At 63.5% G+C, this 23,495-nt stretch carries 24 protein-coding genes and 5 pseudogenes; 9 read left to right on the forward strand and 20 right to left on the reverse strand.

Features of this window, described 5'->3' with window-relative positions:
- Nucleotides 1–190 (forward strand): annotated as a pseudogene (locus tag CH256_RS28710) (DUF5131 family protein); the annotation flags it as partial.
- A 45-nt stretch (nt 191–235) separates the two neighbouring features.
- Here the strand turns inward: CH256_RS28710 and CH256_RS28715 are convergent.
- The 12 genes and pseudogenes from CH256_RS28715 to CH256_RS21860 form a co-directional block, all read right to left on the reverse strand.
- A pseudogene (locus CH256_RS28715) lies at nt 236–370 on the reverse strand (DUF5131 family protein); the annotation flags it as partial.
- Nucleotides 370–558: a hypothetical protein gene (locus CH256_RS27795; RefSeq protein ID WP_139278549.1), complete on the reverse strand. Its 189-nt coding sequence runs from the start codon at nt 556–558 to the stop codon at nt 370–372. The gene CH256_RS27795 and the pseudogene CH256_RS28715, both read right to left, overlap by 1 nt.
- Nucleotides 559–578: 20 nt before the next feature.
- The gene (locus CH256_RS21815; protein WP_015586224.1) at nt 579–1,298 is read right to left on the reverse strand and encodes an HNH endonuclease family protein; all 720 of its coding nucleotides are present in this window, start codon (nt 1,296–1,298) and stop codon (nt 579–581) included.
- A complete protein-coding gene (locus CH256_RS21820; RefSeq protein ID WP_015586223.1) occupies nt 1,295–1,615 on the reverse strand; it encodes a hypothetical protein in 321 nt (106 codons plus the stop codon). The genes CH256_RS21815 and CH256_RS21820 overlap by 4 nt, the downstream gene beginning before the upstream one ends.
- 151 nt (nt 1,616–1,766) lie before the next feature.
- Nucleotides 1,767–2,174 carry a hypothetical protein gene (locus CH256_RS21825; RefSeq protein ID WP_032375879.1) on the reverse strand — a complete coding sequence of 136 codons (408 nt, stop codon included), beginning with the start codon at nt 2,172–2,174 and terminating at the stop codon, nt 1,767–1,769.
- A 343-nt stretch (nt 2,175–2,517) separates the two neighbouring features.
- The gene (locus CH256_RS21830; protein ID WP_032375878.1) at nt 2,518–2,820 is read right to left on the reverse strand and encodes a hypothetical protein; all 303 of its coding nucleotides are present in this window, start codon (nt 2,818–2,820) and stop codon (nt 2,518–2,520) included.
- A 677-nt stretch (nt 2,821–3,497) separates the two neighbouring features.
- Nucleotides 3,498–3,833 carry a hypothetical protein gene (locus CH256_RS21835; protein WP_015586219.1) on the reverse strand — a complete coding sequence of 112 codons (336 nt, stop codon included), beginning with the start codon at nt 3,831–3,833 and terminating at the stop codon, nt 3,498–3,500.
- Between the two features lie 27 nt (nt 3,834–3,860).
- Nucleotides 3,861–5,156, reverse strand: coding sequence for an AAA family ATPase (locus CH256_RS21840; protein ID WP_015586218.1), 1,296 nt, complete (start codon nt 5,154–5,156; stop codon nt 3,861–3,863).
- 57 nt (nt 5,157–5,213) lie between these two features.
- Nucleotides 5,214–6,410: a hypothetical protein gene (locus CH256_RS21845; protein ID WP_015586217.1), complete on the reverse strand. Its 1,197-nt coding sequence runs from the start codon at nt 6,408–6,410 to the stop codon at nt 5,214–5,216.
- Complete coding sequence (locus CH256_RS21850) at nt 6,407–6,595, reverse strand: hypothetical protein (protein ID WP_032364835.1); 189 nt, start codon at nt 6,593–6,595, stop codon at nt 6,407–6,409. The genes CH256_RS21845 and CH256_RS21850 overlap by 4 nt, the downstream gene beginning before the upstream one ends.
- Nucleotides 6,592–7,762: pseudogene (locus CH256_RS21855) on the reverse strand (vWA domain-containing protein). The gene CH256_RS21850 and the pseudogene CH256_RS21855 overlap by 4 nt, the downstream one beginning before the upstream one ends.
- Entirely contained in the window at nt 7,759–8,859 is a 1,101-nt protein-coding gene (locus CH256_RS21860) for an ATP-binding protein (protein WP_015586215.1), read from the reverse strand. Before CH256_RS21860 ends, CH256_RS21855 begins: the two are co-directional and overlap by 4 nt.
- 257 nt (nt 8,860–9,116) lie before the next feature.
- Here CH256_RS21860 and CH256_RS29035 point away from each other — a divergent pair, with 257 nt between their 5' ends.
- A complete protein-coding gene (locus tag CH256_RS29035; protein WP_072692248.1) occupies nt 9,117–9,533 on the forward strand; it encodes a WhiB family transcriptional regulator in 417 nt (138 codons plus the stop codon).
- 302 nt (nt 9,534–9,835) lie between these two features.
- Here CH256_RS29035 and CH256_RS21875 read toward each other — a convergent pair whose 3' ends face one another.
- The 4 genes and pseudogenes from CH256_RS21875 to CH256_RS29080 form a co-directional block, all read right to left on the reverse strand.
- Nucleotides 9,836–10,552, reverse strand: a complete 717-nt coding sequence (locus CH256_RS21875; RefSeq protein ID WP_015586212.1) for a hypothetical protein — start codon at nt 10,550–10,552, stop codon at nt 9,836–9,838.
- Nucleotides 10,552–11,412 carry an RAMP superfamily CRISPR-associated protein gene (locus CH256_RS21880; RefSeq protein ID WP_032375876.1) on the reverse strand — a complete coding sequence of 287 codons (861 nt, stop codon included), beginning with the start codon at nt 11,410–11,412 and terminating at the stop codon, nt 10,552–10,554. Before CH256_RS21880 ends, CH256_RS21875 begins: the two co-directional genes overlap by 1 nt.
- Nucleotides 11,409–11,858, reverse strand: a complete 450-nt coding sequence (locus CH256_RS21885; RefSeq protein WP_015586210.1) for a hypothetical protein — start codon at nt 11,856–11,858, stop codon at nt 11,409–11,411. The genes CH256_RS21880 and CH256_RS21885 overlap by 4 nt, the downstream gene beginning before the upstream one ends.
- A 750-nt stretch (nt 11,859–12,608) precedes the next feature.
- A pseudogene (locus tag CH256_RS29080) lies at nt 12,609–13,601 on the reverse strand (MinD/ParA family ATP-binding protein); the annotation flags it as partial.
- An 827-nt stretch (nt 13,602–14,428) separates the two neighbouring features.
- Here CH256_RS29080 and CH256_RS21900 point away from each other — a divergent pair.
- Nucleotides 14,429–15,295, forward strand: coding sequence for a phosphoadenosine phosphosulfate reductase domain-containing protein (locus tag CH256_RS21900; protein ID WP_015586207.1), 867 nt, complete (start codon nt 14,429–14,431; stop codon nt 15,293–15,295).
- Nucleotides 15,296–15,431: 136 nt separating this feature from the next.
- Here the strand turns inward: CH256_RS21900 and CH256_RS21905 are convergent, their stop codons facing one another.
- The 4 genes from CH256_RS21905 to CH256_RS21920 form a co-directional block, all read right to left on the reverse strand.
- The gene (locus CH256_RS21905; RefSeq protein ID WP_139278550.1) at nt 15,432–16,439 is read right to left on the reverse strand and encodes a DUF6615 family protein; all 1,008 of its coding nucleotides are present in this window, start codon (nt 16,437–16,439) and stop codon (nt 15,432–15,434) included.
- 52 nt (nt 16,440–16,491) lie between these two features.
- Entirely contained in the window at nt 16,492–17,061 is a 570-nt protein-coding gene (locus CH256_RS21910) for a MerR family transcriptional regulator (RefSeq protein WP_015586205.1), read from the reverse strand.
- Between the two features lie 106 nt (nt 17,062–17,167).
- Nucleotides 17,168–17,365, reverse strand: a complete 198-nt coding sequence (locus CH256_RS21915) for a hypothetical protein (protein WP_032375875.1) — start codon at nt 17,363–17,365, stop codon at nt 17,168–17,170.
- A 374-nt stretch (nt 17,366–17,739) separates the two neighbouring features.
- Complete coding sequence (locus CH256_RS21920) at nt 17,740–18,615, reverse strand: LysR family transcriptional regulator (RefSeq protein WP_015586203.1); 876 nt, start codon at nt 18,613–18,615, stop codon at nt 17,740–17,742.
- Nucleotides 18,616–18,689: 74 nt separating this feature from the next.
- Here CH256_RS21920 and CH256_RS21925 point away from each other — a divergent pair, with 74 nt between their 5' ends.
- From CH256_RS21925 to CH256_RS28375, 6 genes and pseudogenes are all read left to right on the forward strand, one after another.
- On the forward strand, nt 18,690–19,682 hold the full coding sequence (locus CH256_RS21925) for a DMT family transporter (protein WP_230591638.1): 993 nt from the start codon (nt 18,690–18,692) through the stop codon (nt 19,680–19,682).
- Nucleotides 19,633–20,469: a hypothetical protein gene (locus CH256_RS21930; RefSeq protein WP_015586201.1), complete on the forward strand. Its 837-nt coding sequence runs from the start codon at nt 19,633–19,635 to the stop codon at nt 20,467–20,469. Before CH256_RS21925 ends, CH256_RS21930 begins: the two co-directional genes overlap by 50 nt.
- A 22-nt stretch (nt 20,470–20,491) precedes the next feature.
- The gene (locus tag CH256_RS21935) at nt 20,492–20,803 is read left to right on the forward strand and encodes an antibiotic biosynthesis monooxygenase (protein ID WP_015586200.1); all 312 of its coding nucleotides are present in this window, start codon (nt 20,492–20,494) and stop codon (nt 20,801–20,803) included.
- Nucleotides 20,800–22,278, forward strand: a complete 1,479-nt coding sequence (locus tag CH256_RS21940; protein ID WP_015586199.1) for a pyridoxal phosphate-dependent decarboxylase family protein — start codon at nt 20,800–20,802, stop codon at nt 22,276–22,278. Before CH256_RS21935 ends, CH256_RS21940 begins: the two co-directional genes overlap by 4 nt.
- Nucleotides 22,275–23,282 (forward strand): cupin domain-containing protein, encoded by a 1,008-nt coding sequence (locus CH256_RS21945; protein ID WP_015586198.1) that lies wholly within the window; start codon nt 22,275–22,277, stop codon nt 23,280–23,282. The genes CH256_RS21940 and CH256_RS21945 overlap by 4 nt, the downstream gene beginning before the upstream one ends.
- Nucleotides 23,279–23,495, forward strand: a pseudogene (locus CH256_RS28375) (hypothetical protein); the annotation flags it as partial. The gene CH256_RS21945 and the pseudogene CH256_RS28375, both read left to right, overlap by 4 nt.

Genomic DNA, 23,495 nt, shown 5'->3' on the forward strand with positions numbered 1-23,495 from the left:
CGCAACCTGGAACCCGGTCACCGGCTGCACCGCAGTCTCGTCGGGCTGCGATCATTGCTACGCCCAAACCCTCGCTGAGCGGTTCCGCGGCACACCGGGGCACTACTTCGAGCACGGATTCGACGTCGAGATGCGCCCCGGCAAGCTCGACCAGCCGCTGCGATGGAGCCGGCCACGCCGGATCTTCGTGAATTCGATGAGCGACCTCTTCCATCCAGCAATCCCGGACGACTACATCGCCCGGTGTGCCGCGGAACCGCTCAGCGAGGGTTTGGGCGTAGCAATGATCGCAGCCCGACGAGACTGCGGTGCAGCCGGTGACCGGGTTCCAGGTTGCGTCGGTCCATTCGATGGCCGTGGCGTCGCCCATCATCGCTCTTCCGGGTCGTGGAGGGCATCGAGGAGCTGGAATCGTAGATCGGCGTCAATCGCGAACGAGATCCCCCTGCTGGGCAATTCGATCGTGTAGCTGTTTCGATCAGGTGCGGTCGTGATGATCCATGGGTTGGGGTGGAGCGGGACAGCGTTTGTGTCGGTGGTGGGGTCGGTTTCGGTCATGGCGTCCTCCGAACGTTGGGTCATTGGCTGCAGACGCTCGACGCTGTTCGCGCATCGGCGCTGGTGATGTCGAGGTCGTATTTCGCGGCCACGGTGAGATACGAAGTGACGTAACGGCATTGGTATGGCGCGTTGGGTGGCAGCCAGGTGTCGATTCCCTTGTCCGACTTCTGCTGATTCGTACGTCCGTCCACCGCGAGCAAGTTGATGTCGACGTCGTTGGCGAAGGCGGTTCGCTGGTCGATCGACCAGGCCCACGCCCCTGCGTCCCACGCCCTCGCCAACGGGTACACGTGATCGATCTGAATCTTCCCGAGGTCGTCGATCGTCGATCCTGTGTAGGGGTCGTGGAGTATCCCTGCTGCGACTTTGCAGTCGCGGGTTCCGGGCTTGAACTCGACGTCGATCAGTTGGGTTGCCAGGACGTCGTTTCGAGTGTCACAGCCGTTGTGCGATCCAGGGGCGGACGAGTCATCGGTCCACGCCGGGCCGAACACGCACCCTGAGCCCTTCTTGCAGGATCGGTCGTATCCATCGACGTCTGCGAGCGAGTCCACCGTTTCGAGCTGAGCGAGGAGCTGCGCGATGGGTACAGGCGTGCTCGCCGCGGCTGGGTCTGGGGTGTTGACCACCGCTAGTCGTGAGAGCGGATCGGCGTGCGTTCCGAACGTGTACGTCCCGACCGCGAGTACGGCCATCACGATGGGCACCGCGATGCGGAGTCGTCCGCGCGCGCTCATCGAACCGCCTCCGCCGGCAAGTCGGCATGCCCGCAGCTTCCGCGCCGCCTACGGTCCGAACGGTCTGACCAACGATGCAGTAGTGCCAGAGTCAGAGCCGAGAAGGCAGCGAGCAACGTGCCGGCCAAGGAGATGACCAAACTGACGGTGACCAGATCCTTCACGATCGGCAGAGCCCCGTTGAAGATCGCGAGCATGCCGACGACGTAGCCGACACATGCAAGCGCAACAGTGCGAGCCTCGCGGCGGCCATCTTCGGCCGCGAGGTGGCGCTCTACGTCGTGGATGAGGCCGTCTCGGCCGGATTGTGGGTCCATCAGGGAGTCCTTTCGTAGTGAGCGCGATAGCAAACGCAGTCCTGCACGGGGTAGATAGCGTGGCGGTGAGGTCTGTGACAGCCGGCCACTGAATCGCAACCCAGGAGCGTTCTCCTGTGGCTGCACCGGGCGGGCAATATGCGCCCGGGTGTCACAAGCGTTGCGAGTTCGGGGCCGTCTGGTACTGGTCTAGTGGCCGGTCGCCGGGATGGACCGGGCCGACGTTGCGACGCCACGGCCCGGTCAGGTAGTCGTAGTGCTCTTGAGTGAAATCGGAACCGATCAGATCTCGTACGACCAAGCCTCGGCCGACATCGCGGGCAGCGACTCTGGCAGCCCCGCATCCGAGGACGCCGAGCAGGTTCATGGTCGCTGTGAGTTCGTGACGCCGATTGTCGCCGCAGGCCGCCGTGTGGGCAGCATGTGTCGCTTTCCGCCAGCCGGGTGCGCACCACCACGCGGCGCTGACCGTCTCCGGTGCGGTTTCCAGCAGATCGGACTCGACGTCGAGGGTGCGCGCCAAGTCGAACACCTGCCGCCACCGCAATCCGAAAACCACCTCGAAAACGTGGTCCGTCAGCTCATGGTCAGGAACGGTTGGTCGGAAGCGGTCGGCGGCGTTCGGAGTAGCAGCAAAGTACCTCTCAGACAGGCCGTGTTGCATCCGGCGATGGACTTCGCTGGCGATGGCGCTGTGCGCCTTACTGTTCGAGCTGCAGCCGGTACTGCCGGCAGCTCGTGCGTGCGGTGAGAGGTCGACCGAGGGCGGCCGCGTTGTCGAGATCGAGGATTGCATGGGTACTCCCGTTTCTGTGGGACAGATGGTCGGTCTGTCGATCAATTTCTGACTGGTCTCTGTGCCGCTATGCGACCAACAACGCGGCGCTATATCACTCTGCTGCTTAATTTTCCGACCTTTCAGCGCCGTCCAGCCAGTCACCGATCCTGCCGCGGACGGCGTCACCACCGGGGGGATCGTCGTAGGCGTCTTCGAGCGCTCCCCGCGCTCCGGATGAGATGACCGCGAGATCGCAGTCTCGTGTGTCGGCCCAGTCGCCCCACGTCCATCCCCTTCCTGCGTCGATGTGAAATTGTGTTGCTGCAGCCGGAACACCGTCGACGAAGACTTGGATGTGGGTAGGACCATCTGGATCGCGGACGACGATCACCTCGATCCGAAGTGCGGGGGCGAATCTTCTCGTCACGATGTCGCACCGGCCAGACGCTCGGGCCTGTCGAACTCCCCTGCCGCCCGACTATTCGAGTTCACAGTCCGGTGGTGGCGCGACGCAGCCTCTCTCGGTGGCCGTGCCCTGTGAACGGGCTTGGCATCCGTTGCGCCGCTACGCCGTCGAAGCAGCCACTCGATCCCGGTTGCTACAGCACACGCCACGGAGGAAACGGCGAACACCATCGCTACACGACGCGGATCTCCGTCGATGGCGGCATCGTCGGTCCGGCGCAGCAGTGCAGCCCAAGCCAAGCCGGCAAATGCAGCGAAGACAGCCAACACCCCCGCAACACCGCGCGCTACGGCTACCACGCAATATCGCGACGAACCCGAACTGCTCGCAGGTACATGATTCCTACCGTCGATCCGGACGAGGACTCTCATATTCGACACACCTCTGCACTTCTCGGAAGTCGGATGGTCAGTCCGCTCATCTGGTGAAAACGCCGACAACAACAGAAGTCGTCGTCGCCGCGGCTTCGTGGAACCACCCACCAAGCCGATACGCCAGGACACTACCCACCGGACCCGGAGTTCGCTAGGGCTCAGCAGCGAAAACGTCCCCGGCGCACCCAGTGCCGGGGACGGGCCTGGGGCGAGCAGCGACCCGGCGCACCGAACCGCCGCTCACTCCTCTCCCCAGAGCGTCCCCTACTCGGTCCCGTACAGCTCGCAGCGGTAGTGGTCTTGACCGCGTTCGTCTACGGCGTCCCAATCGACGCCGACGGCGTCGGCAAGGTGCCGCAGGTCGCTCAGAAAGTCTCCGAACACCGTTGTCAGTTCCTCGGTTTCGAGGCCGATCGGTCTGGCGTATGCGATCAGCCCTTCGGCAGCGTTGGCCGCTCGAACACCGTTGTCCCGGCTTTGGGTATCGAGGGTGTAGCCGATGCGCGGACGCTCGCGTCCCTCGACCGATGCGTGGAGTTCTTTCGGCGTCTCGATGCCGGATAGCCGCTCGGCCTTGTACTCGATACTTGTGTCGGACATGTTGTGTGCCTTTCTTTTTGGGGATCGCTACACGACGGGCGTGCAGTGCAGTGCGGCCATCAGGCCGGTGTGGGTGGCGTGAGCCGGGGATGGTTCGGCGTGTTCGAGGACGTGGGCGGTGGCGTCATCGATGACCACAGTCATGTGGGCTCGGTGGCGGGTGAGCATCACGCACGCTCTGCCGGGGTCGAGATTGAACGGCTCGGCTGTCCGGTACCCGGCAAGCGGGTGCAACACGACAACGGCGGCGCGTTCGAGGCCTTGCAGAGAGTTTGCGGTGCCGACCAGTACGTCGGGGTGATCCGAGAGCAAGGCCCGGACAGCGGCAGCCTGCGTGACATGAGGGACGACGACAGCCAGGTCCGCCGCTGTCATGGCCCGCTGTCCGTCCGGTGTGGTCACATCGGCGTCCAGCAGTTCTCGCGCGCGCAGGGCGCACTGTGTGGCCAGGACGGGGTCGGTTGGGCCTCCGATGACCCGCACTGGCCGATGCGCGAGTTCGGGCAGGCCGGGGCCGCTGGAATCGGTCAGATGCTCCGGTGGGCGACGGGAAGTGAAAGGCAGGCCGGGGTAGAACAGCGGTTGAATGAGGGCCGTTGTCCTCGCGCCGAGACGCCAGGTGTGTCGCAGACGGACCACGCCGACCGAATCGCCGTGAGCTGCTTGCAGAGCGAGGGGGGCAGGCAGGTTCGGTGCGGTCTCGCTGCCCTCCCACCGCGATACGTCTCCGGTGACCACCGGATCGATCTGTCCGGGGTCTCCGACGCAGACGACCTGTCGAGCCATCGCGCCGAGCGCCCCCAGATCGGCGTAGGTACATTGCCATGCTTCGTCCACGATCAACACATCGGCACCGATTCGGTCCGGGTCCGAGAAGAGCCACGGCGCCGTGGTACCGATGAGAATTGCGCCAGTCTCATTCGACCACCGCACTTTTCGTCCTGTCACTACGGGAGTGCTTCCACTGTCGGGGAGGGGTGCTTTCGCCTTCCAGATCAACGCTGCTCGATCTGTCAGCGCGCCGAGCCGACGCGCGATTTCCACGGCTTGTTCTCGGGTTTGCGCCGCGATACCCACCCGTAGGTCTGCGCGATGGGCCAAGGCGGCGGCGAGCAACGCGACCAGTCGAGTTTTTCCTGCGCCCGGTGGTGACGGGACGACGACAACGGGGTCTCCGGACCACACAGAGAACAGCACGCGTGCAGTGATCGGGTCGGCCATGATCTGTGATCCGGGCCAATGGGCGGGCGATGACGGTTCGGTTCCCTTGAAAGGTGTTGCGTCGGGGTTCGGGGTGTCCGCTCCGGGTGCGACGATACGCATTGTTGTCCCGTTCTTCTTCTAATGTGTTGTTCATGAATACTTTTGGTCGTCTTCTGATCACGGAGCGTCCTCTGCACCCGCTATCAGGACATCGAGCGGGACTTCGCGGCGCACGGCGCTCGGGGCTTGTCCGGTCGAAAGCCAGGAACGGCGAGCGCGGTACAGATTCCAGTACCTCGCCCGTCCTGCTCGCATCGTCGCCGGTGAAGGCGGTTGGGGCATCAAGGTCACCTGGTCTCCGTCGTTCGGTGCGTGCGCTCCGAACACCCCGATACCGAGCGTCAGTTTGCCGTTGACCACCTGTGCGGACGTGACGTCGGCAGAGAAGCGCTCGAAGGGTTGATCGAGCGGTGATCCGACCCATCCCGTAACTGCCGAATCAACCCGCATCCTTGAGTCCAGCCGGTCGCAGGTCACCGACACCGAAACGTTGCGGCGGCGTGAACCTGTCGGCGGTGCCGCCACCGATGCGATGCCCTGGGCCACGTGTCCTGTATGCAGCGCACGTACTCGCCACAGTGGATCACTCAGCAACGCAGCGGCTTTGAGGTCGGCGGCATCGCATCGGGTCCGTAGTCCCATGGCCGCACTAGCTGAGTTGTCCGGCCGTGACCAGTCGTGGCCCGCAGTCGTGGCCGACAATGTCCGATCCCAGGAGTATCGGTCATCGTCGTGTATCGGATCGAGAAGCGGCAACAGCGGTCCCGTTGCGATGCACGCTGCCCACTCATGCAGGCCTGCGACGCTCTCGTCGGTAATGCCGAGCCAGGAACGCCATGTTCGGGCCGCTCGCTCGGCGTCGGGCGCAGTGCCGAGGACCAGACGCGAGGACGACGCAGCAACCAGATCGATCACCGCCGACGTTCCGGGATGGTCGGCTCGATCGGCCCACCATCCGATCATGGCGGCAGCCCCCGCTATGTCCGGATCAGGGTGGTGGGCGTGCGCACGCGCCAGGGCCAGCAGGCTCGGTATCGTCGCGGCGTCATCGGTGAGCAGCATGGCCGGTTCAGCCGTACCCACCGTCGTTGCCCCGTTGCGAGCGAGCAGGGCCAGAGCCTCGGTGTCGTGCGCGGACTCTTCGGTGCATCCATCTCGAGCGACGGACACGGCCAGCGTTGTTCCTCGCGTGACCGCACGCACGGCCACGGCGGCTCTGGACGGCTTGAAGGTGGCATGTGCCAGCCGAGGGACCGGTTGCATCTTTTCGGCGGCATAGAGGCGTTGCGCGAGGTCGAACCACTCCACGCTCATCGCTCGTCACCGTCGACGAGGATCAGGGCGTTGCTCGCGCACTCCCACCCTGCGCGCAACGCCATTGTGGCGGCGTCGGCCGCTGCGCTGGCGACGACGATGCGGATATCGGCGGCGGCGATTCCAGTGCCGGTGAGCACCCTGTCTGCGTACTTGAGCAGTTCCACGGGTCCGCTTTCGTTCATCGTGTGGCCCCCGATCCGACTGGCACGTGCACCGTCGATGCCCATGCCGGTGTGACGCCCCTACCCTGGACGCCGCCGATGATTGCGCACACCAGGTGGGACCTCGTGGGCCGGTCGGGCCAGGGTGTATCGCCATCGGTCAGCACCACGACGACGTGGGGTGCAGGGCGCGCAGCGTTGGCTGCGGCGATTCCCACCCTCATATCGGTTCCGCCACCACCAACCAACGTCACATCAGCGACCGATCGTACGTGTTGTGCCGTAGTGGATTTGGCGTCACACGCCAGAATCCGAACCCGGTCGCGTGCTATGCCACCAGCTTTGAGAACTCCCGCCACTTCGCCCATCGCGGCATCGAGGTCTGCGGCGGGAGGGACGGGAGTACGAATAGTTCGTCCTACCCGCCTGCTCTGCCAACGCACGCCGAATTACGGCCCGTAGCAGACGATCCCACGCTACCGTGGGCGGGGCGAGAACATCAGCTGCCCACCGGACCAGTCCCGCCGGGGCACTACCTCGACCGGTACCAGCTGCTTCGCGAACTGCCTGCGCGATAGATCGGCGCACCAGGTCCGCTTCCGCATTGTCCAGTCCCTCCGTGATCACTTCTCCCGAGCCGATGAGTTCACCGGGGACCGCAGGGCACCCCGATCCTGATCCGCATCCCGGATCGCCCTCAGCGCCAACGAGTTCGGTGACAGTCTGATGCGCAATCGGGTCACGCAGGTAGTCGTAGTACTGCTCGGCTGTGTCTCCGGAAAGGCAGCCGAATGATTGAGGGGTGATCACCCCTTCGGGCAGGCTGACTCCCGCAGCCAACAGGTCGTCGTTGATTTCGGCGTCGGCCGCGAAGTTCCACACCAGATGATCGATGGGCTTCGCCAGAGCGGCGGCACGGTCGGCGTGTGCCCGTAACAAATGCCCGACCTCGTGCAGCAGCACTGCACCGACCATCGGCACCGGCCACGCGCAAGGCCCGACCAACAGATCCGGATCCAGGTACAGCCGCCACCGAGCGTCGACCGCAAACGTACCCAGGCCCGGTGCCGCCACGGGTTGCGCTGCGAACAGAGCGCGCATGAAGTACGGCATCTGCTCAGCCGACACCAGCCGCGCGAGTCGGAACGCTCGCATTTCAACCGGCTCGAGCTCACGCACGCCGCTCATGCCGCAGCCTCGACCAAACCCGCTGCCACCAGCATCGGCGCAAACCGGCGCGCGCTCGCAGGAACAGCGGCCTTCGCCGGTCGCGCTTTCGCCAGAGTGCGTGCCGCAGCCCCGGCCACGTCGGGTGCTCCTGCCTCGGCGGCGGCAATCAGCGGACCCCAGGCGTTGCGCCACGCTTCGACGGTGCCCCGCGAGGCCGCCCACGCCGTCACGCCGGACAGCACGGCCCACACCAGATCAGGACGCGAGCGCCAATCGAACGCCGTCTCGGGGTTTTCGATCACGGCAACGGGGTCTGGGAGGTCGGCCTTGCGACGCCATTCGAGGAATTCGACACCCGCGCCTTCCCCGATCAAGCCGAATACCACCGCGTTGGTCGCCGCATTGTCGTCGTCGCAAAGATGTGGCAACACCCGCGCAAGCATCGACCAGGTGCGCCGAGACGGCCATGCTCCACCTGTCTGCACTCCGACCTTCGGAAACGCATCGAGCGCCTCGGGCGCACGCTGGATGTACCCGATGATGGAACTGCGCACCAACGCCTCCCGCTGCTCGTCGCTGGTCACCGCACGCGAAGAGGCCGTGCTTGCCCAACCCGTGGCCATACCGTCGAGCCATTCATCGACAGACGGCGTGAACTCGATGTGGCAGAAGCGGTTTGCTAAGGGAGCCTCCAACTCGTACCCCCCTGCAGCGCAATCGGGCGGATTCGCACCTGCGATGACCCGAGTCCCCTTCGGCAGTTGCAGATCACCCACCTTCAAATCCAGTGCGACTGCCAGCATCGCCGCCTGAACGGCCGGTGGACTCGTGGTCAGCTCGTCCAGAAAGAGGTAGCCCCCACCCTCTGCATGTAGCCGTCGCGCCCAATCCGGGGCCTCCAATCTCACGCCACTCTCACGGACTACCGGTAGGCCTGCGAAGTCGGCGGGCTCCCGCAAGGACCCCAAGACCGTTTCGCACAACACCCCCTCGGATGCAGCAAGTGCTCGAACCAGGCTCGACTTCCCCATACCCGGACCCGAGATCAACAACGACGGGACACCAGCCCTCCCGCACGCATCCACAACAGTTACCGCAGTCGCCAAATCCGGCATCGCAAAACTCCTCGAAAGATGGGCAAGATGGTCAGTCTCACCAACAACAGGACGCCTCAATCTTACTGCGTCAGAACGCTTTTCACCCAGTCACACCAACCGTCAACGTCCCCGGCGCACTCAGTGCCGGGGACATTGACGGTCCGGGCTCAAAGAGCACCGGACCGCCACGTGTGCTGCGTGAAGTGTCCGGGTCCCTCGATATCGTCGAACCCACTCGAAAAAGGCCGGGTCGCCCGAAAGAAAGGACCCAACACGTGACACCGCTCGAAACAGCCATCGCCGCGCCACTGCCCCCGCCCGCGGCGGCGGACATTTCGTCATGGCGCTCGGACGCATTGTGCGCACAGACAGACCCCGAGGAGTTCTTCCCGCCCCCGGGTGGAGCAACCAGCAGAGCAAAGCGGGTCTGCGCAGAATGCCCCGCCAGAGCCGCTTGCCTCGCCCATGCACTGACGTACAACGAACAACACGGAATTTGGGGCGGAAAGACACCACGAGAGCGCCAAGAGCTTCAGCACACCACAGCCATAGAGAGCCGGCCTACCCGGCATCAACAACAGGCGCTCACGATAGCCACGCTTTCGGCCCAGAACGTCCCAGCCGAGTCCAGTGCAAGCCAGCTCGGAATCACGACCCGGCAGGTGTACCGAATACGCTCCCGCACAGCGTGAATCAACGCGCGATTCGCCGGTCAGACCTGCCTGGTGATGCCTACCCCGTTACAGTCGGCGCGATCAACCGCGGTTGATCGTCGAAGCGTCTCGACTTGCGTCGCTCCTCGCTGAAGGCTTCTCGCCGCAGGTGATGTCTTGGCCGGCGAGAAGGTCCGCAAGAACGACCGCGCGCGCCGCATGGGCCAAGATTTCGGCAGGTAGCGGTGGACCATCGAGGGTTCGGATTCGCATGGTTGTCAGTATGGCGTTCGGCTCCGACAAGTTGCTGTCCCGCAACGTTTCCGGTGCGTGTTCACGGGTCACTGGGGTGTCCATGGCATGCATAGCTCGCGCATTCTCGACCGGTGCATGTGCGGTGGCCGTATCGCGCCTCGGCCCAAACCGCCTGTTTCGACTGTTGGTTTGCCCTGCAGACAGATGCGTGGGCTCAGGCGGCCGAGGTGGCCGTTCGGATGGAGGTGGCCGGCCGACCAGTCATCGATGTCGACGGGCTGCACTTCCCATCTCAGCACCTGCCCCTCGCCCTGGCTGCGCTTCTTCCCGATCGCATCGATCGACGCCAGGGTTGCGCTCACCCGGTCGATGTCGCCGACACCTCTCCAGAGCACAGTCCGCGTGGAGGTCAGTAGGAGCGGCATTTGGCGTGCGCGATATCGGCCCTGCCGGTCGGAGATGACCGATGGTCGGTACCTCGCGAGTTGCTCGAGCGCACGGTGGTCGGGTCGTCCGCTCCAGTGATGGATTTCCGGGGCGTCGGCCAGGTCTTCGGGATAGGCGTATGTCGCGCACCAATGCCAGTCGTCGCCTCCCCCCAGAGTGCACCGAGCGAGTGGTAGATCCAGATCGGCGGGCACCTCGTCGGGGCCGGCGGCTTCGAGGTACTGTCCGCGGTCCCGAGCAGCGGCTTTTTCGTCTTCCCACATCTCGGATGCGAGCAAGCCATCGAGGCTCGTCGCCCACGGAGCTGCATGCGCAAGTCCGACCGCCAGGTGTGCTTTTACCTCGAACGGCCTCATCACGTCAACGCCTCCATGACTTCCAGCGCCTCGTCACGGCGCTCTCGAAGATGGGTTCGCCAGTCGAGCTCTTTCGGCTCGTCGCCGGCGAGAAGGGTCCGCTCGAATCTGGTGCGGACGAGGCCGTGTCCGATAGCTGTACGCCCGCCGATGGTTCCGGACTCGACGAACCTGCCAACGACGTCGGAGAAGAAGGCCACGTCCAGATCGGTTGCGCGATCGAGACGCAAAAAGGACTCGAATCGTGTACCGGCAGGCAGCGTTTCGATCTCATAACGCATCAGAGAGCTACCGTCGACGGTGGCTGCGTCGGTTCGGCCGACTGCGGGGAAGTCATGATCGGTGGAATCGTCGAACCGGCTGTACCGTTCGAGCGCCATGGTGTCGAATTGGCTCAAGACAGCACGGTCCGGTGCGGGACGGCTCATGAGGTGGTCGGTTTCGAGGACGTGCGGGATCACTTTGCCCACGCGGAGACAGCCGTCGATCATTCGACCGCCGCCGCTCCCGCCGAACACGCTGACCTGTGGGTTCAATGTACGGAGCCGGTGTAGCCGTTCGCCGGACAGCGGCTCTCCGGTGACCTTGGTCAGGCTGCCCCCGTTCCGAAGTGTGTGTGCTGCAGACAAGCTGAGAAGCCCTTCGTATGCGAGGACGTCCCGTAATAGCTCCTCCCCGATCCGCCGGAGCGCCCCTCGGAAGGAGTTCCCGGACACAATCGGAACCAAGGCTGCGGAACCGTTGGGCTGCAGTATTTTTTCGCGCCGGAACAAGGTCGTTGTGGTGGCGCTGTGTTCACCGCGGTGCGAGATTGCCGAGACCGCTGTGATGTCGAGCTGCCAGCGCATGGTCGAGGTCACTTCTGCCTCCTGGGCGATGTAGCAGTCGCTGCGGTGGACCGGCGCGCTTGAACAGCTTCGGCCACGATCCGTGTTCGGAGTACGAGGGCGGTGGTGTTTTCCCGTAAGAGGGTCAGGACCGGTATCGATTCCTCGCGTAGAAGGACCGATAGTTCGAGGCGTTGTTCTTTCGTCGACGGCGCTGACTCGAGATCGGTTGCCACGGTGCTCCACCATCGATCGAGGTCGGCTCCGCCGGTGTATGTCGCGACCCGGACTCGGTCTGGCAGGTGGTGGTCCCAGTACAGCTCTCTCCGGCGTCCCACCCACCCGGTGTCCCAGTTGATTCCGTAGTGCAGCAGCAACAACAGTCGTTCAGCTATTGCTGCCGCACCGGTGACGGGCGGCAGAAAGCTCGCTGCGTCCAGCCAGGTTCGGGTCGGTGTCGTAGCTCTGGTCGGGGTCATGCCGTGCCTCTGGTTGACGTTGAAGCCGTCGCTGCGAGGTCGAGGTACACAGGACGCTCTCGCCACGGATCGAGGCTGTCCCAATCCGCGAACACAGACGTCCACGTTCGATGAGGAATGTTCTTGAGCGTGCTGAATGCCGGCGCTGCGCGCGCAAGCGCTGCCAGGGAGAACCCTCGCCGTCGCAATCGCACGACTGCGCTCAGGCGTTCCGCGTCGTGCTCTGTCCATGGAAGCGCGACGTCGTCGACGGCGACCCGACCCCACCGGGCATGAGGAAGAATGTGCTTGCGCCCAGGGCGTAACGGAACCACGACGGCGGACGTCGGAGAGATCGCTTGTCCCAGAACGCGACGTAAGCGGGTCTTCGACAATTTTGTGGCGCACACTGGATCACTGGTGACCAGCAGGAGGTCCGAGCGAAGTGCCGTTGTCGTGTACACCCAGACGCAGACGTGACACATCGTAGGAGCCGCAACGTCTACCCACCCGTCGAACCCGGTGAACGTTCTCGACACAGTCTCACGCACTCGCCGTCCGGAACCTTCTGTCGCGCCACCGCACCGCGCGCACGCGGAGTCACCAGAAACGCCGGCTGGTGGCCACGAAACCGCGCATCCTGTTGCGGCCTTGTAGGCGGTCGTCACAACGTCGAGCGCCGCACTGCCCCTTGATAGTTCGACCATCTCTGCACTCTAACGGCGCGCCCGGACACCACGGACAGGCCAACTTTCACCGGCACGGTCCAACTCACCAAGGACTCGGGCCGGGCGCTGGTGCGTGCCGGCCGACGTTGGCAGGAAAGTCGTCGGCGAGGAGAGCAGCCAGCTCGACGAACGCGCGTTGTGCAGGCTTGCCCAGTAACTCGAGATCGATGGTGTCGCCTTCGGCAAGGTGGTCGTCGTACGGGACGACCTGGACGGCGCGAGTGCGTTCTGCGAAGTAGGACTTGAGTTGCTCGACATCGAGGGCCGTCGAGCCCTTCCGTGATTCGTTGATGACGACAACGGTGCGTTTGACCAGGTCGTCGAAGCCGTGTCGCGACAGCCATTCGAGGGTCGCCCCAGCGCTGCGCGCTCCGTCCTTGGCCGCGGAGGAGACCAGGACCAATGCGTCGGCTTCTTTGAGGACCCCTGCCATGGCCGAGTTCATGAGACCGGTGCCGCAATCGGTCAAGATGATGTTGTAGAACTGTTCGAGGATGCGCAGTGCGGCGGTGTAGTCGTGCTCGTTGAATGCCTCGGAAACGGACGGATCACGCTCGCTTGCAAGAACTTCGAGCCTGCTTCGCGCTTGCGAGGTGTAGCTCCGTACGTCGGAGTAGCTGTGTACTTCTTTGTCCGCGAGCAAGTCCCGCACTGTGCGGTCACTGTCTCGGTGAATGCGGTAGGCGAGCGTCCCGAAATCTGGGTTGGCGTCATAGGCAATGACGCGGTCGCCCCGCAGTGCTGCGAATGTCGATCCAAGCCCTGTTGTCGTGGTTGTTTTTCCGACCCCGCCCTTCATGGACAGGACTGCGATCTTGTAGTTCCCTCGAACCGGTTGCCGTACGCGGCGCAGGAGCTGCTCGTACTCGAGTTCAGCCGGCGACTGTCCGGGATTGGCTGAACCGAACGAGAGTCGGTAGAGCCACCGTCGCCAACCTTTGCTCGGAGGCAGTTGCGCACGGCGGATCAGCTCCAGTTCGTCGATCGACCGCGGAGGGGCAACAGCTGCTGTCGGCCTTGCTGTCGGAATTGCTGTCGGCACTGGTTCTACCAACTGAACGGGCTGCGAGGTGAAGGGGCGATGAGCTGTCACTGCCAGAGAGTCGGAGGCGCTTGTTGGCTCCGGGTGAGACGTCGGTGCTGAACTGTCGACCGACTTGTTGGTGTGCCATTGCTCAACAGCGGGTGCGGAGCCGCCCTGCCCTGGCCAGGCCGAGGGCCGGTCCGGCATTGGTGCCTGACCATCGTTGACGCGCGGCGGCCGTGAGGCCGGCTCCGAGGTGGGTCGATGTGCACCAGAATTGGGCTGGCTCGCCGAGGGGGAGCTGCTGGGTGCGGAGCTGGGCCGGTCTCTCTGCGCGAATTCTGATGCGACTTTGGACCGGGCTTGGGATACGTTTTTCGACACGTTTTCATCAGCGTTGTTGGCTGCGACTTTGGGTGCGTCGTTCGGCACGAATTCGCTGGCTACAGGCTGTTCACGGGCGGGTTCTGGATGGCCTACGCCCGAGTCCTGGACGAGGTCACCGTCCTGCCCATCGTGGCGATCTTCCGACCCCCCTTCCGGCTCGGAATGGTTCGACTGATCGGTCGCATTGTTCGCCGCCGACGGATCGACCACCCACCGGGGCAACGCGCTGCCTGGGTCGGACTCTGTGGGACTCATCGGTCGCCACCTCTTCCTCTTGCTCATTCAACGGACGATATCCGGGCGAACATAACACCGGCACCGGACACCTCGAACACCCCGAAAACTGCTGCCGAGCGGCCCCACGGACCGCCGTTGTGCAACCGGTAATTCCGCCTGTTCGGGTACAGCTTCTGCTTTGTCCAGTCTGAAGTGTCCGTGTCCCGACTATCGTTGTGGCGGTGCGTAGCAACGATTTCGACGGCCTCGATCTCACTCGACTACGGTCCCTTCGATCCTCGCGGCATGACATTTCGACGATCGTCGATCGCGTGGCCGAACACCTCGACGAATTCGATGGGTACGTCGCATTCAGCGGTGGAAAAGATTCCGTCGTTGCTGTCGATCTCGCCCGCCAGGCGGACCCAGATGTCCCGGTAGCCTTTTTCGATTCCGGTCTCGAATACCCCGAGACCTACGCCTACGTCGAGCAGATTGCGACGAAGCTGGGACTGGACCTGCACATCATTCGCGCTGAACCAACGCTGCTGACAGTGATGGCCCGGACCGGGGAATGGGACCACGGCGGTAGCCCGTCGGCTCATGTACCCGCACGAGGCTTCGAGACCTTGATTGCGCAGCCTGCCCGGGCTGCGCACACCAAGTTCGGTGACGGGGAGGTCTGGGGCGTGCGGGCAGACGAATCCAGGAAAGGAACCGGCAGGTGGTCGATGTACTACTCCGCTCTCGCACGTGAGATCAGCGAGCGCTGCCAAGGCGCGAGCTGCTGCAGCAACAAAGCGGAGCAGCGTCGACACCACGGGGGGACGGTTCGCCGCACCGATGGAACTGTGGCCTATGGGCCGGTATGGGACTGGTCCGCGGACGATGTGCTCGCCTATTCGCATCAGCACGACCTTCCGAGCAACCCTGTCTACGCCAAACTGGCCGCGCTGGGCGCACCTGCAGCGAATCTGCGGGTTTCACACATTCTCGACGGAAATTTCCTCGAATCGGGCAGGGTCACTCGTCTGCGTCGAGGTTGGCCGAGCCTGTTCGAGGAGATCGCCGCAGTGCTCCCGCGAATACGCGAGTTCGTGTAGATCGCCATATCGACTGTGCGCGTGTAGCATTCCTGGCACTGAGATTGCACAGGGTGAGTCGGAGGCACACCACACGGTGGCCTCCGACTACTTTTTTTGCATCAGAACCAAACGACCTCTTGTCGGCCGATCGGCGCTAGCTCAGGCGTAGGTTCATGAGGTCTGAACTTTCCGGGTTGAGCTCCAACAACAGGCGATACCCCGGCCCTGTCCGCTCGGTCTCGTCGGGCAGGTTCAGCATTCGACCCACCAGATCGTCTCTGCCGATCTCATGAGCGAATTGTTCGGCGCTCGCGAGGCGCTGAGCGTAACGCGCCTCATCGCGGGGGTCGAGAAATTTCCTCATCGTGTACATGCCGTAGGCGGCCTGCTCGGCTTCGCGAGACGGAATCGGGTAAGTCATTGCTTCGAAGGCATCGTCGGTGAGCGGCGATCTGTTTCCCTCCATGTGGTGCAGGTTCTCGGCCACCTGCCGCACAGTCGGAGCCGCGCCCGAAGGCCCGGAGTGAAGTAGATACGCCCAAGGGGTCGAATGCACGAGATACCGTGGGATATAGCGCTTGTTTCGGCGGGTAGCAGCTGGGATGAGAGCTGGCGGGAAGACTGATGTGGATGGGTTCTCATAAATTTCTTTGACCTTCTGCGCCGCGGAGACTGCGCACCCCCAATCCAACGAGCCCCACATCGGATACGGAACGTGCCCGCCGTGCACCGCCCTGAGGTTGCGTGCGATCGCATCGATGTACTGGCCCTTTACGAGAAATCTATCTTCGGGCCACCCGTTGAAGAAGACATACAACGGAGTTGCACCGTCGAGCCTGCTCTTCAAAATCAGCGTCTCGTACTGCTTGACTTCTTTAACTGAGTGTCCGAGCTGCTCATAGCGGTTGAATTTGTGGCTGGCGCGTTTTGCTTGAATACGAAGCTTGATCCACCGCTCGTCGGCCGAAGAACCGATCCACCACTCCCAATCCGCACCGTTGCCCGCCTCGACCGCCTTGGCGTATTTCGTCACTCTCAGCGCCGGAATACGCTGCTGAAGCTTGATCAAGTTGAGGTCGGTGAGCGTCTCTTCTCCAGGTCCGATGCCGCCTGCAATTCCCGTCTCCATCAGATCCCAGGTATCAGAGGCTGCTTCATTCATCGCGTGGACCATGTAATTGGCACTGAAGTGTGTACTCATCCCGGGGCCGACTTCAGGCGCTCTTGCGGTCGCGTCGCGATCCCAGTTCGTCGATTCGGGTGACCTTGTCGCTTCCCACAGAAACTGCAGGGAGCGCACGGATATCGGCAGCCACGTCCGCGACTGTATGTCCGATCGCGATGCCGAACACGCCCTGACCACCGTGTAGCAAGTCCACTATCTCGTCGTCAGATGTGCACTCGTACACCGAAATACCGTCGCAGAGCAGAGTTACAGACGCCAGCCCCTGGGCGTCACGCGCACGCAGGCACTCGATCGCAATGCGTACATTCTGCAAAGACACTCCGGCCTCGAGGAGACGACGAATCACTTTGACCACCACGATGTCGGAGAAGGCATACATCCTTTGCGATCCCGAACCGGATGCAGGGCGGATCGACGGTGACACAAGCCCTGTACGGGCCCAGTAGTCGAGCTGGCGGTACGTTACCCCAGTCACTTGCTGGACCTGGGGCGATTTGTACCCCAGACACCCGTTCACGGCGTCGGCGGCGGTGCCGTTCGAGGTCTTGAAAAGCCCCGGCACGATGTCCTCGAACGAACCCTGTTCGCTGCAGCTCACAACTCGCACCCACCCTTTAATCGATCGTTCGATGCACGATACCGCTCGACATCGCTCTGCTTTCTCTCCCGGCCAGCGGGCCACCTCTGCACGTCCGCCCCCACCGTTACTCGGCGGACAAACCGAGCAGCCATCCGATGAACGGCGTAAGACGAGGAACACCGAACCTGAAGAGCAGAAACACCGCGAGGAAGACGGCTATCGTGACCCGCTTGGATCGGAACTCCGTGAAGGAACGGATCGCTATAACGGCAGTGACTGCCACTACCAGGGAGCAGAAGTTCAGCACGTCGTCGCCGCTCATCCGAGCAAACCTGCCGATGCAATCGGGCTGAGTGGGGTCATTTCATGGGGCGTGATGCTGTTCATCGCCGCACCGTAACGATTATGGCACCGATGGCGGAGGTCTTGAACGGAACGTAGAATTCCCCGAATAGGGGAATTCTACGAAGCTTGATCCCACGGGCGTGTCGGACAGTGTTCGGCCACCACCGTCGCCCTGCTGACGTTCAGCATTCTCGATCTCCCCGCCTCCGGTGGCCGTGAACCCGGATCTAGCGCATACCTGCGCCCTGACAATCACTGCCATACAACCTGTTTCGCAGATGTCATGTGCCTGCCCGTTACCTTTTGAGCAGTCCTGATAACCGAGCGTTACGGGTGAGATCGGCCGCGGAATCAGCCTGCGAGAATCACGTTCATCGCATTCAGGAGCGCGCCGACTGCCGGGATTCGGGTCGAGCTCGCCGCACGTAGCGAACGTGTCACGGCCGGCTCGGTCGGCAGATACCGCACCCTGGCCGTTCGGACTCGCGCGGTGTCCGGAACCAGCGCGACGGCCAGACCTGCTTCGACGAGGGCCAGTTGGGTCGAGTAGTCGGACACCTCGTAGCGGATCGTCGGTTCGACTCCAGCTTCGCGCAATGCGTGCACGAGCGCGGAGTGCGCATCCGACCCTGATGGGCATACCGTCCAGATCGATTCCGTTTCGCCGGAGAGGGTTGCCATCTCACGGTTGTCCTCGATCGGTACCGCGAGGTGTACATCCTCGGTGTGGAGCGTGTGGACGTCGATACCTGCGGGGACCGTCGCCGGCCGATGGTCCCAGGACTCGAAGACGACGAGATCGAGGGTGCGGTGCTGGAGGCGGTCGAGCAAATCGATTCCTTCTCCGTCGACGACCTCGGGGCGCAGCAGTGGATACGTGCGAGCAAGGTCTGCCAGAGCTGGGACCACCAGCCGACGTAATGCACTTGCGACCGCGCCTACTCTCAGCGCTCCGGCAACGTCGGTGTCGATCGAGGCAAGGTCGTCTTCTGCGGCTTCGGCGAGAGCGGACATGGCGGCCGCACGTGTCGCCAGTGCGCGACCGGCGGGGGTCAGCCGTATCGACCTTCCCTCTCTCTCGACCAGGGTGGTGCCGGCTTCCTTCTCCAACTTGCGGATGTGTTGCGACACTCCGGGTCCGGTGAGGTGTAAAGATTCTGCAGCTCGAGTGACCGAACCTTGTTCGGCTACTGCGGCGAAAACTTTCATCCGATCCCACGACAACATATAAGTGATACTACTGTTTCAGCGGTAGAACTGGCTAGTAGACTTATCGGTTTGTAACTGGTTGCCTTGACCAGGTGACCAGAACCGCGATACCGAGAGCTGACGCCGCCGATCGGGGGGTGGGCGGGAATGCGGCGCTGGTCATCGCCGGTGCCGCGTCGCTGTCACTGTCCGCAACCTTCGTCAAACTCGCCGATGTCACCTCGGGGACGGCGGCATTTCTACGATGTCTGATCGCGCTGGCGGCTCTCGTTCCGATGGCGCTGTGGGAACTTCACCGACGCGGCGCAATGCCGACGAGGTTGTATCCCATGGCCATTGGTGCCGGAGTCTTCCTCGGAGCGGACTACGTGATGTGGACCGCGAGCATCCTCGACGTCGGTGCCTCGATCGCCACCGTCCTTATCAATGTCCAGGTCGTCGTGCTGCCGCTGATCGCGCTCGTCGTCGATCGAACCGCAATCCCCCGACGATTCCTCATGGCGGTGCCTTGCATGCTGCTCGGCGTTGCACTCGCCGGCGGACTCATCGGCGGAACAGGAGCCGACAACGCGCTCCGCGGGTCCATCCTGGGAATCTCCGCCGGTGCCGCGTACGCGGCCTACCTGTTCCTGAACCGCCGCTCCACCCAGCGAAGCCCCAGCCATCTGGTCACCCCGATCTGTGTGGCCACCGCATCGGCAACGGTCACTGCCGGCATTGTCTCGGCAGGCCTCGGAGACCTCGATCTCGACATCTCCGCGGCCGCGTGGGGATGGATGATCGCGCTCGCTTTGCTCGGACAGGTTGCCGCCTGGCTGTTCATCAGTTCGGGATCCCGATCGCTGGCGGCTAATACCGTCGCGGCCCTACTCCTGCTGCAGCCTGTGCTGGCTATCGCGTTCGGATTCGTTGTCCTCAGCGAGCGACCCACCTGGATTCAACTAGCCGGAGCCGCCGTCGTCGTCGGAGCCGTCTGGACCGCAACCCGACACCCCCACCACCCTGACTCCACTTCAAGCCACGGAAGAGGCCTTCATGACCCCATCTCCGACGAGCATCGATCGAGTCGTCCTACCCACCGATAGCACCATCCCTGTCGCCCGCAGCGCCGAATACGACACCTACTTCAGGATCTCCCGCAGCAACGACCCGCACGCGTGGGCGGTCAGCGCACTGACCGTCGTCACCGCCATCACCACAGATCTGCCGCAGTCCACTCTGGACAACGACTCACGACTCCGCCTACTCGACGCCCTGGCCGTAGTCGTCGGCGATGCCTCCGCCGCAGCAGCCGTGTCCGCACGGGAACGAGATCCTTCCCAATTGGCAGCGCCGACGGACCACAGTGCGGACAATCGCACCCCGCAGGCTCCGAACGACTCTGCACGACAAGCGATCACACGCTGGAAGAAGGGCCACCACCTGTTCCACCTGTTCGTCATATCCATGAACAGCCGGCTCGCGGCAGTGCTGGAGTGCCTTGCAAACAAGCAGTGGCCCACTCTCGCCCACCAACTCACCGAACTAGGGACTCTCTACGCCGGGGCGACCGAGAGCATGCGGTACGCGTCCGATTTCTCACCGGAGATCTACCGTGACTTCGTCCGGCCTTCCATGGAACCGCCCTGGCTCGAACCCGGGTTCTCCGCCGTGTTCAACCGGGATCACGACGTGATGCTCACCCGCGCCAAGATCGTCCGTACAACGCTCAAGACGGCTGAACTTCCCGGCGTCGCAGCAGATTCCGCACGACGGCTCTGGAAGAGCCAGGCCGAGAACCGGCGCGCCCACCAACTCATCTGCCAACGATTCGTCCCCGGCGGCGATTCACTGCTGCAAGAGCACTTCGACAGCACCGGTCAGAGCAACTGAAACAGAAAGGCTTCGCCCTCTCATGATCACCGTCATCGAAACCTGGCACCTGACCGCCGAAGCGGCCGAGAACGCCCTCTCGGTCCTGCAAGAAATGGACGAACTCCTCGACGACAACGCACACCACCACCCGGGGTGGGCGGGCCACGCGCGCTTCTTCCAGCACGCATCGGACCCCCAACGCGTAACGATGACCTACCCCTGGGAAAGCGCCGAGCACGCCACGCACCTCCTCGAATCGGAGACGCCACTACTCGAAGATTTCTACCGCCGGTACTGCGAACGCCCCCGCGAGGTCGTCTTCGCCCACGAGCTGCCGGTCGACGTCGAATGACCCCCGACCCAACAAAGCCGACTGGCGACTGGACTCCCGAGCAGCTCAAAGCCTTCGGCACCGACACCCTCGATCGAATATGTCGACACTTCGCCGCGCTCGACGACGTGCCCGTCACGACGCCGGCCGATGCGGCCGATGTCGCCGACGCGATCGACAGCGAGCTGCCGTCCGAGGCAACAGATTTCGCCGACATACTCGACGACACCTGGAACAACGTCGTTCCGCATTTGACGCACTGGAACCATCCACGATTCCACGCCTACTTCAGCAACAGTTCCTCCGGACCGGCCATCCTCGCCGAGATGACCGCTGCGGCATTGAACGTCAACGTCATGTTGTGGAAGAGCGCGCCCTCGGCTGCCGCCGTCGAAGACACCGTCACCAGATGGCTCGCCGAACTGCTCGACTACCCCGCCGCAGACGCACTGCTCGTCGACGGTGCATCACTGGGCACGTTCTACGCGTTGGCCACCGCCCGCCACCGGGCACAGCCCGAGGTTCGACATCACGGAACATCCGGCCAGAAACCCGGCCGGATCTACGCCTCCGACCAGGCCCACTCGTCGGTCGACAAAGCTGCGATCGCTCTCGGCATCGGGCTCGACAATGTCGTACGCCTACCCACCGACGCTAGCGGCCAACTCGATCCTGCTGCTCTGTCGACTCGCATTGGATCGGACGTCGCGGACGGTTACACACCGATCGCTGTTGTCGCCACCGTCGGTACGACCACTTCAGGTGCTCTCGACCCGGTCGAGGCGATTGCGGCCGTGTGCCGCGACCACCGAGTGTGGCTGCACGTCGACGCCGCGTACGGAGGCTTCTGGCGCATAGCCCCGGCCATCGCGCAGGTCCTTCCGTCACTCGCGGCCGCCGATTCTCTCGTCGCCAACCCACACAAAGTGCTCTTCACCCCTATGGAGTGCGGGGCACTGTTCTGCCGTCACCCCGGAGCACTCGAAGCCGCCTTCACACTGGTTCCCGAATACCTGCGTACCGACACCACCGGCGGTATCGACTACATGAATTACACCCTCAACCTTGGGCGACAATTCCGAGCTCTGAAACTGTGGTGGACCCTGCGCGCCTTCGGAATACGAGGCATCCGAACTCGACTCGAACACAGTCTCACCCTGGCGACGAGGCTGCGAGACGCCCTTGCCGCAGACCCGCGGTGGCATCTCGCGAACGATTCGCCGCTCCCCTTGCTCTGCCTCCGGATCTCCTCTGCCGACGGACAGGCGACGCGGAAGATCCTCGAGACCGTCAACAGCACCCACCGGACGCTGCTCTCCCACTCCGAGCTCGACGGCCACTACGTCATCCGAGTGTCCATCGGCAACATCCACACCACTGCCGACCACATCGACCAACTGGTTGCCGAACTTACCGAGGCAGCCGACGCCGTCGTCGGCACACCCCGACCACTCGCTTCAGTGACCGTCACCCAACAGGAGGTACCTGCATCGTGACCACCACCATTTCCACCGAGGCCATGCTGCACGAGAAGGCGGCAGCAATCTCCGCCATCGGGCGGTGGTCCGCGGCCAACGAGAACTTGCCGTGGGCCCCGGCCCCCGACTCCCATGCCGTGCACTGGAGTTATGCCGAGCTTCGACCGCTCGCGATCGCGGCCGCCGACATGGTCAAGGGCGACCGAGCAGCTCTACGGGTACTGACCCTCGCCAATCCGGGCCATGCCCGCGAGGCCGCCGTCGGATATCTCTATTCGGGGCTGCAGATCATCAACCGCGGTGAAGGTATGACCCCGCATCGGCACGCGCCGACGGCCCTGCGCTACATGCACGAGGGTGACGGGGCATGGACGGCCGTCGGTGGAACCAAGATGTATCTCGAGCCTCGCGACGTGGTGATCACCCCCGCCGGCGAATGGCATGAGCACGGCAACGACAGCCCCACCGACTCCCCCGCCATCTGGCAGGATTGCACCAACGACCCCCTCGTCGCCGCCCTCGCCGCGACACAGTTCGAGCTCCACACCGACAACACCCACCTCGAGCCCCACATTTTCGCGCAAGACAGACACCACCGAAACCTGAGCGAGCCGCTGCTCTACAAGTGGGACAACGTACTTCGCGCTCTCGGTGAGCAACAGCGGACCCACGAGGCCGACCCGCACCACGCATACCGACACACCCTGCACGCAGAAGGAACCCACGACCCTGTCACACCGGTCATCGATGCTGCATTCACACTCCTACCTGCAGGGATCCAAACACAACCGATGCGGCGCACCGCTTCCGCCGTCTTGATCGGGGCACAAGGGTTGTCCACCATCCACGTCGACGGAAAGCCGTTCCGGTGCAGCGAAGGAGACAGCCTCGCCGTTCCATCGTGGTCGACTGTCAGCTACGTCAACGACACCGACATTCCAGCCGTGCTGTTCGAGTTCAACGACGCGCCCGCGATGACCGCCCTCGGTCTCTACCGCGAAGAGAAAGACGCACAACGGTGACACCAACGTCGACCATCACGATCCTGCTGTCCGAAGCCCACATTCTGACGCTCAATGACGGCTCCACTCAACCATGCGGCTTCTGGGCCGAAGAGTTCATCACAGCCCATCGAATCTTCACGGCCGCAAACATACGGACGATCATCGCGACACCCGGCGGCGGCGCTGCGCACGTCGAGCCCGACAGCATGCACGCCCCTCACAGCCCAGACC

It is taken from the genome of Rhodococcus sp. 05-2254-6 (genome assembly GCF_002258565.1).
Lineage (GTDB): Bacteria > Actinomycetota > Actinomycetes > Mycobacteriales > Mycobacteriaceae > Rhodococcoides.

Excerpts from the sequence above, each read along its gene's own strand:
- CH256_RS21835 (WP_015586219.1), bottom strand. The coding sequence starts at position 3,833 with ATGTCCGACACAAGTATCGAGTACAAGGCCGAGCGGCTATCCGGCATC.
- CH256_RS21920 (WP_015586203.1), bottom strand. The coding sequence starts at position 18,615 with ATGTTGTCGTGGGATCGGATGAAAGTTTTCGCCGCAGTAGCCGAACAA.
- CH256_RS21930 (WP_015586201.1), top strand. The coding sequence starts at position 19,633 with ATGACCCCATCTCCGACGAGCATCGATCGAGTCGTCCTACCCACCGAT.
- CH256_RS21940 (WP_015586199.1), top strand. The coding sequence starts at position 20,800 with ATGACCCCCGACCCAACAAAGCCGACTGGCGACTGGACTCCCGAGCAG.
- CH256_RS21935 (WP_015586200.1), top strand. The coding sequence starts at position 20,492 with ATGATCACCGTCATCGAAACCTGGCACCTGACCGCCGAAGCGGCCGAG.
- CH256_RS27795 (WP_139278549.1), bottom strand. The coding sequence starts at position 558 with ATGACCGAAACCGACCCCACCACCGACACAAACGCTGTCCCGCTCCAC.
- CH256_RS21905 (WP_139278550.1), bottom strand. The coding sequence starts at position 16,439 with ATGAATGAAGCAGCCTCTGATACCTGGGATCTGATGGAGACGGGAATT.
- CH256_RS21875 (WP_015586212.1), bottom strand. The coding sequence starts at position 10,552 with ATGAGGCCGTTCGAGGTAAAAGCACACCTGGCGGTCGGACTTGCGCAT.
- CH256_RS21850 (WP_032364835.1), bottom strand. The coding sequence starts at position 6,595 with ATGAACGAAAGCGGACCCGTGGAACTGCTCAAGTACGCAGACAGGGTG.
- CH256_RS21840 (WP_015586218.1), bottom strand. The coding sequence starts at position 5,156 with ATGCGTATCGTCGCACCCGGAGCGGACACCCCGAACCCCGACGCAACA.
- CH256_RS21845 (WP_015586217.1), bottom strand. The coding sequence starts at position 6,410 with ATGAGCGTGGAGTGGTTCGACCTCGCGCAACGCCTCTATGCCGCCGAA.
- CH256_RS21820 (WP_015586223.1), bottom strand. The coding sequence starts at position 1,615 with ATGGACCCACAATCCGGCCGAGACGGCCTCATCCACGACGTAGAGCGC.
- CH256_RS21815 (WP_015586224.1), bottom strand. The coding sequence starts at position 1,298 with ATGAGCGCGCGCGGACGACTCCGCATCGCGGTGCCCATCGTGATGGCC.
- CH256_RS21860 (WP_015586215.1), bottom strand. The coding sequence starts at position 8,859 with ATGCCGGATTTGGCGACTGCGGTAACTGTTGTGGATGCGTGCGGGAGG.
- CH256_RS21885 (WP_015586210.1), bottom strand. The coding sequence starts at position 11,858 with ATGACCCCGACCAGAGCTACGACACCGACCCGAACCTGGCTGGACGCA.
- CH256_RS21915 (WP_032375875.1), bottom strand. The coding sequence starts at position 17,365 with ATGAGCGGCGACGACGTGCTGAACTTCTGCTCCCTGGTAGTGGCAGTC.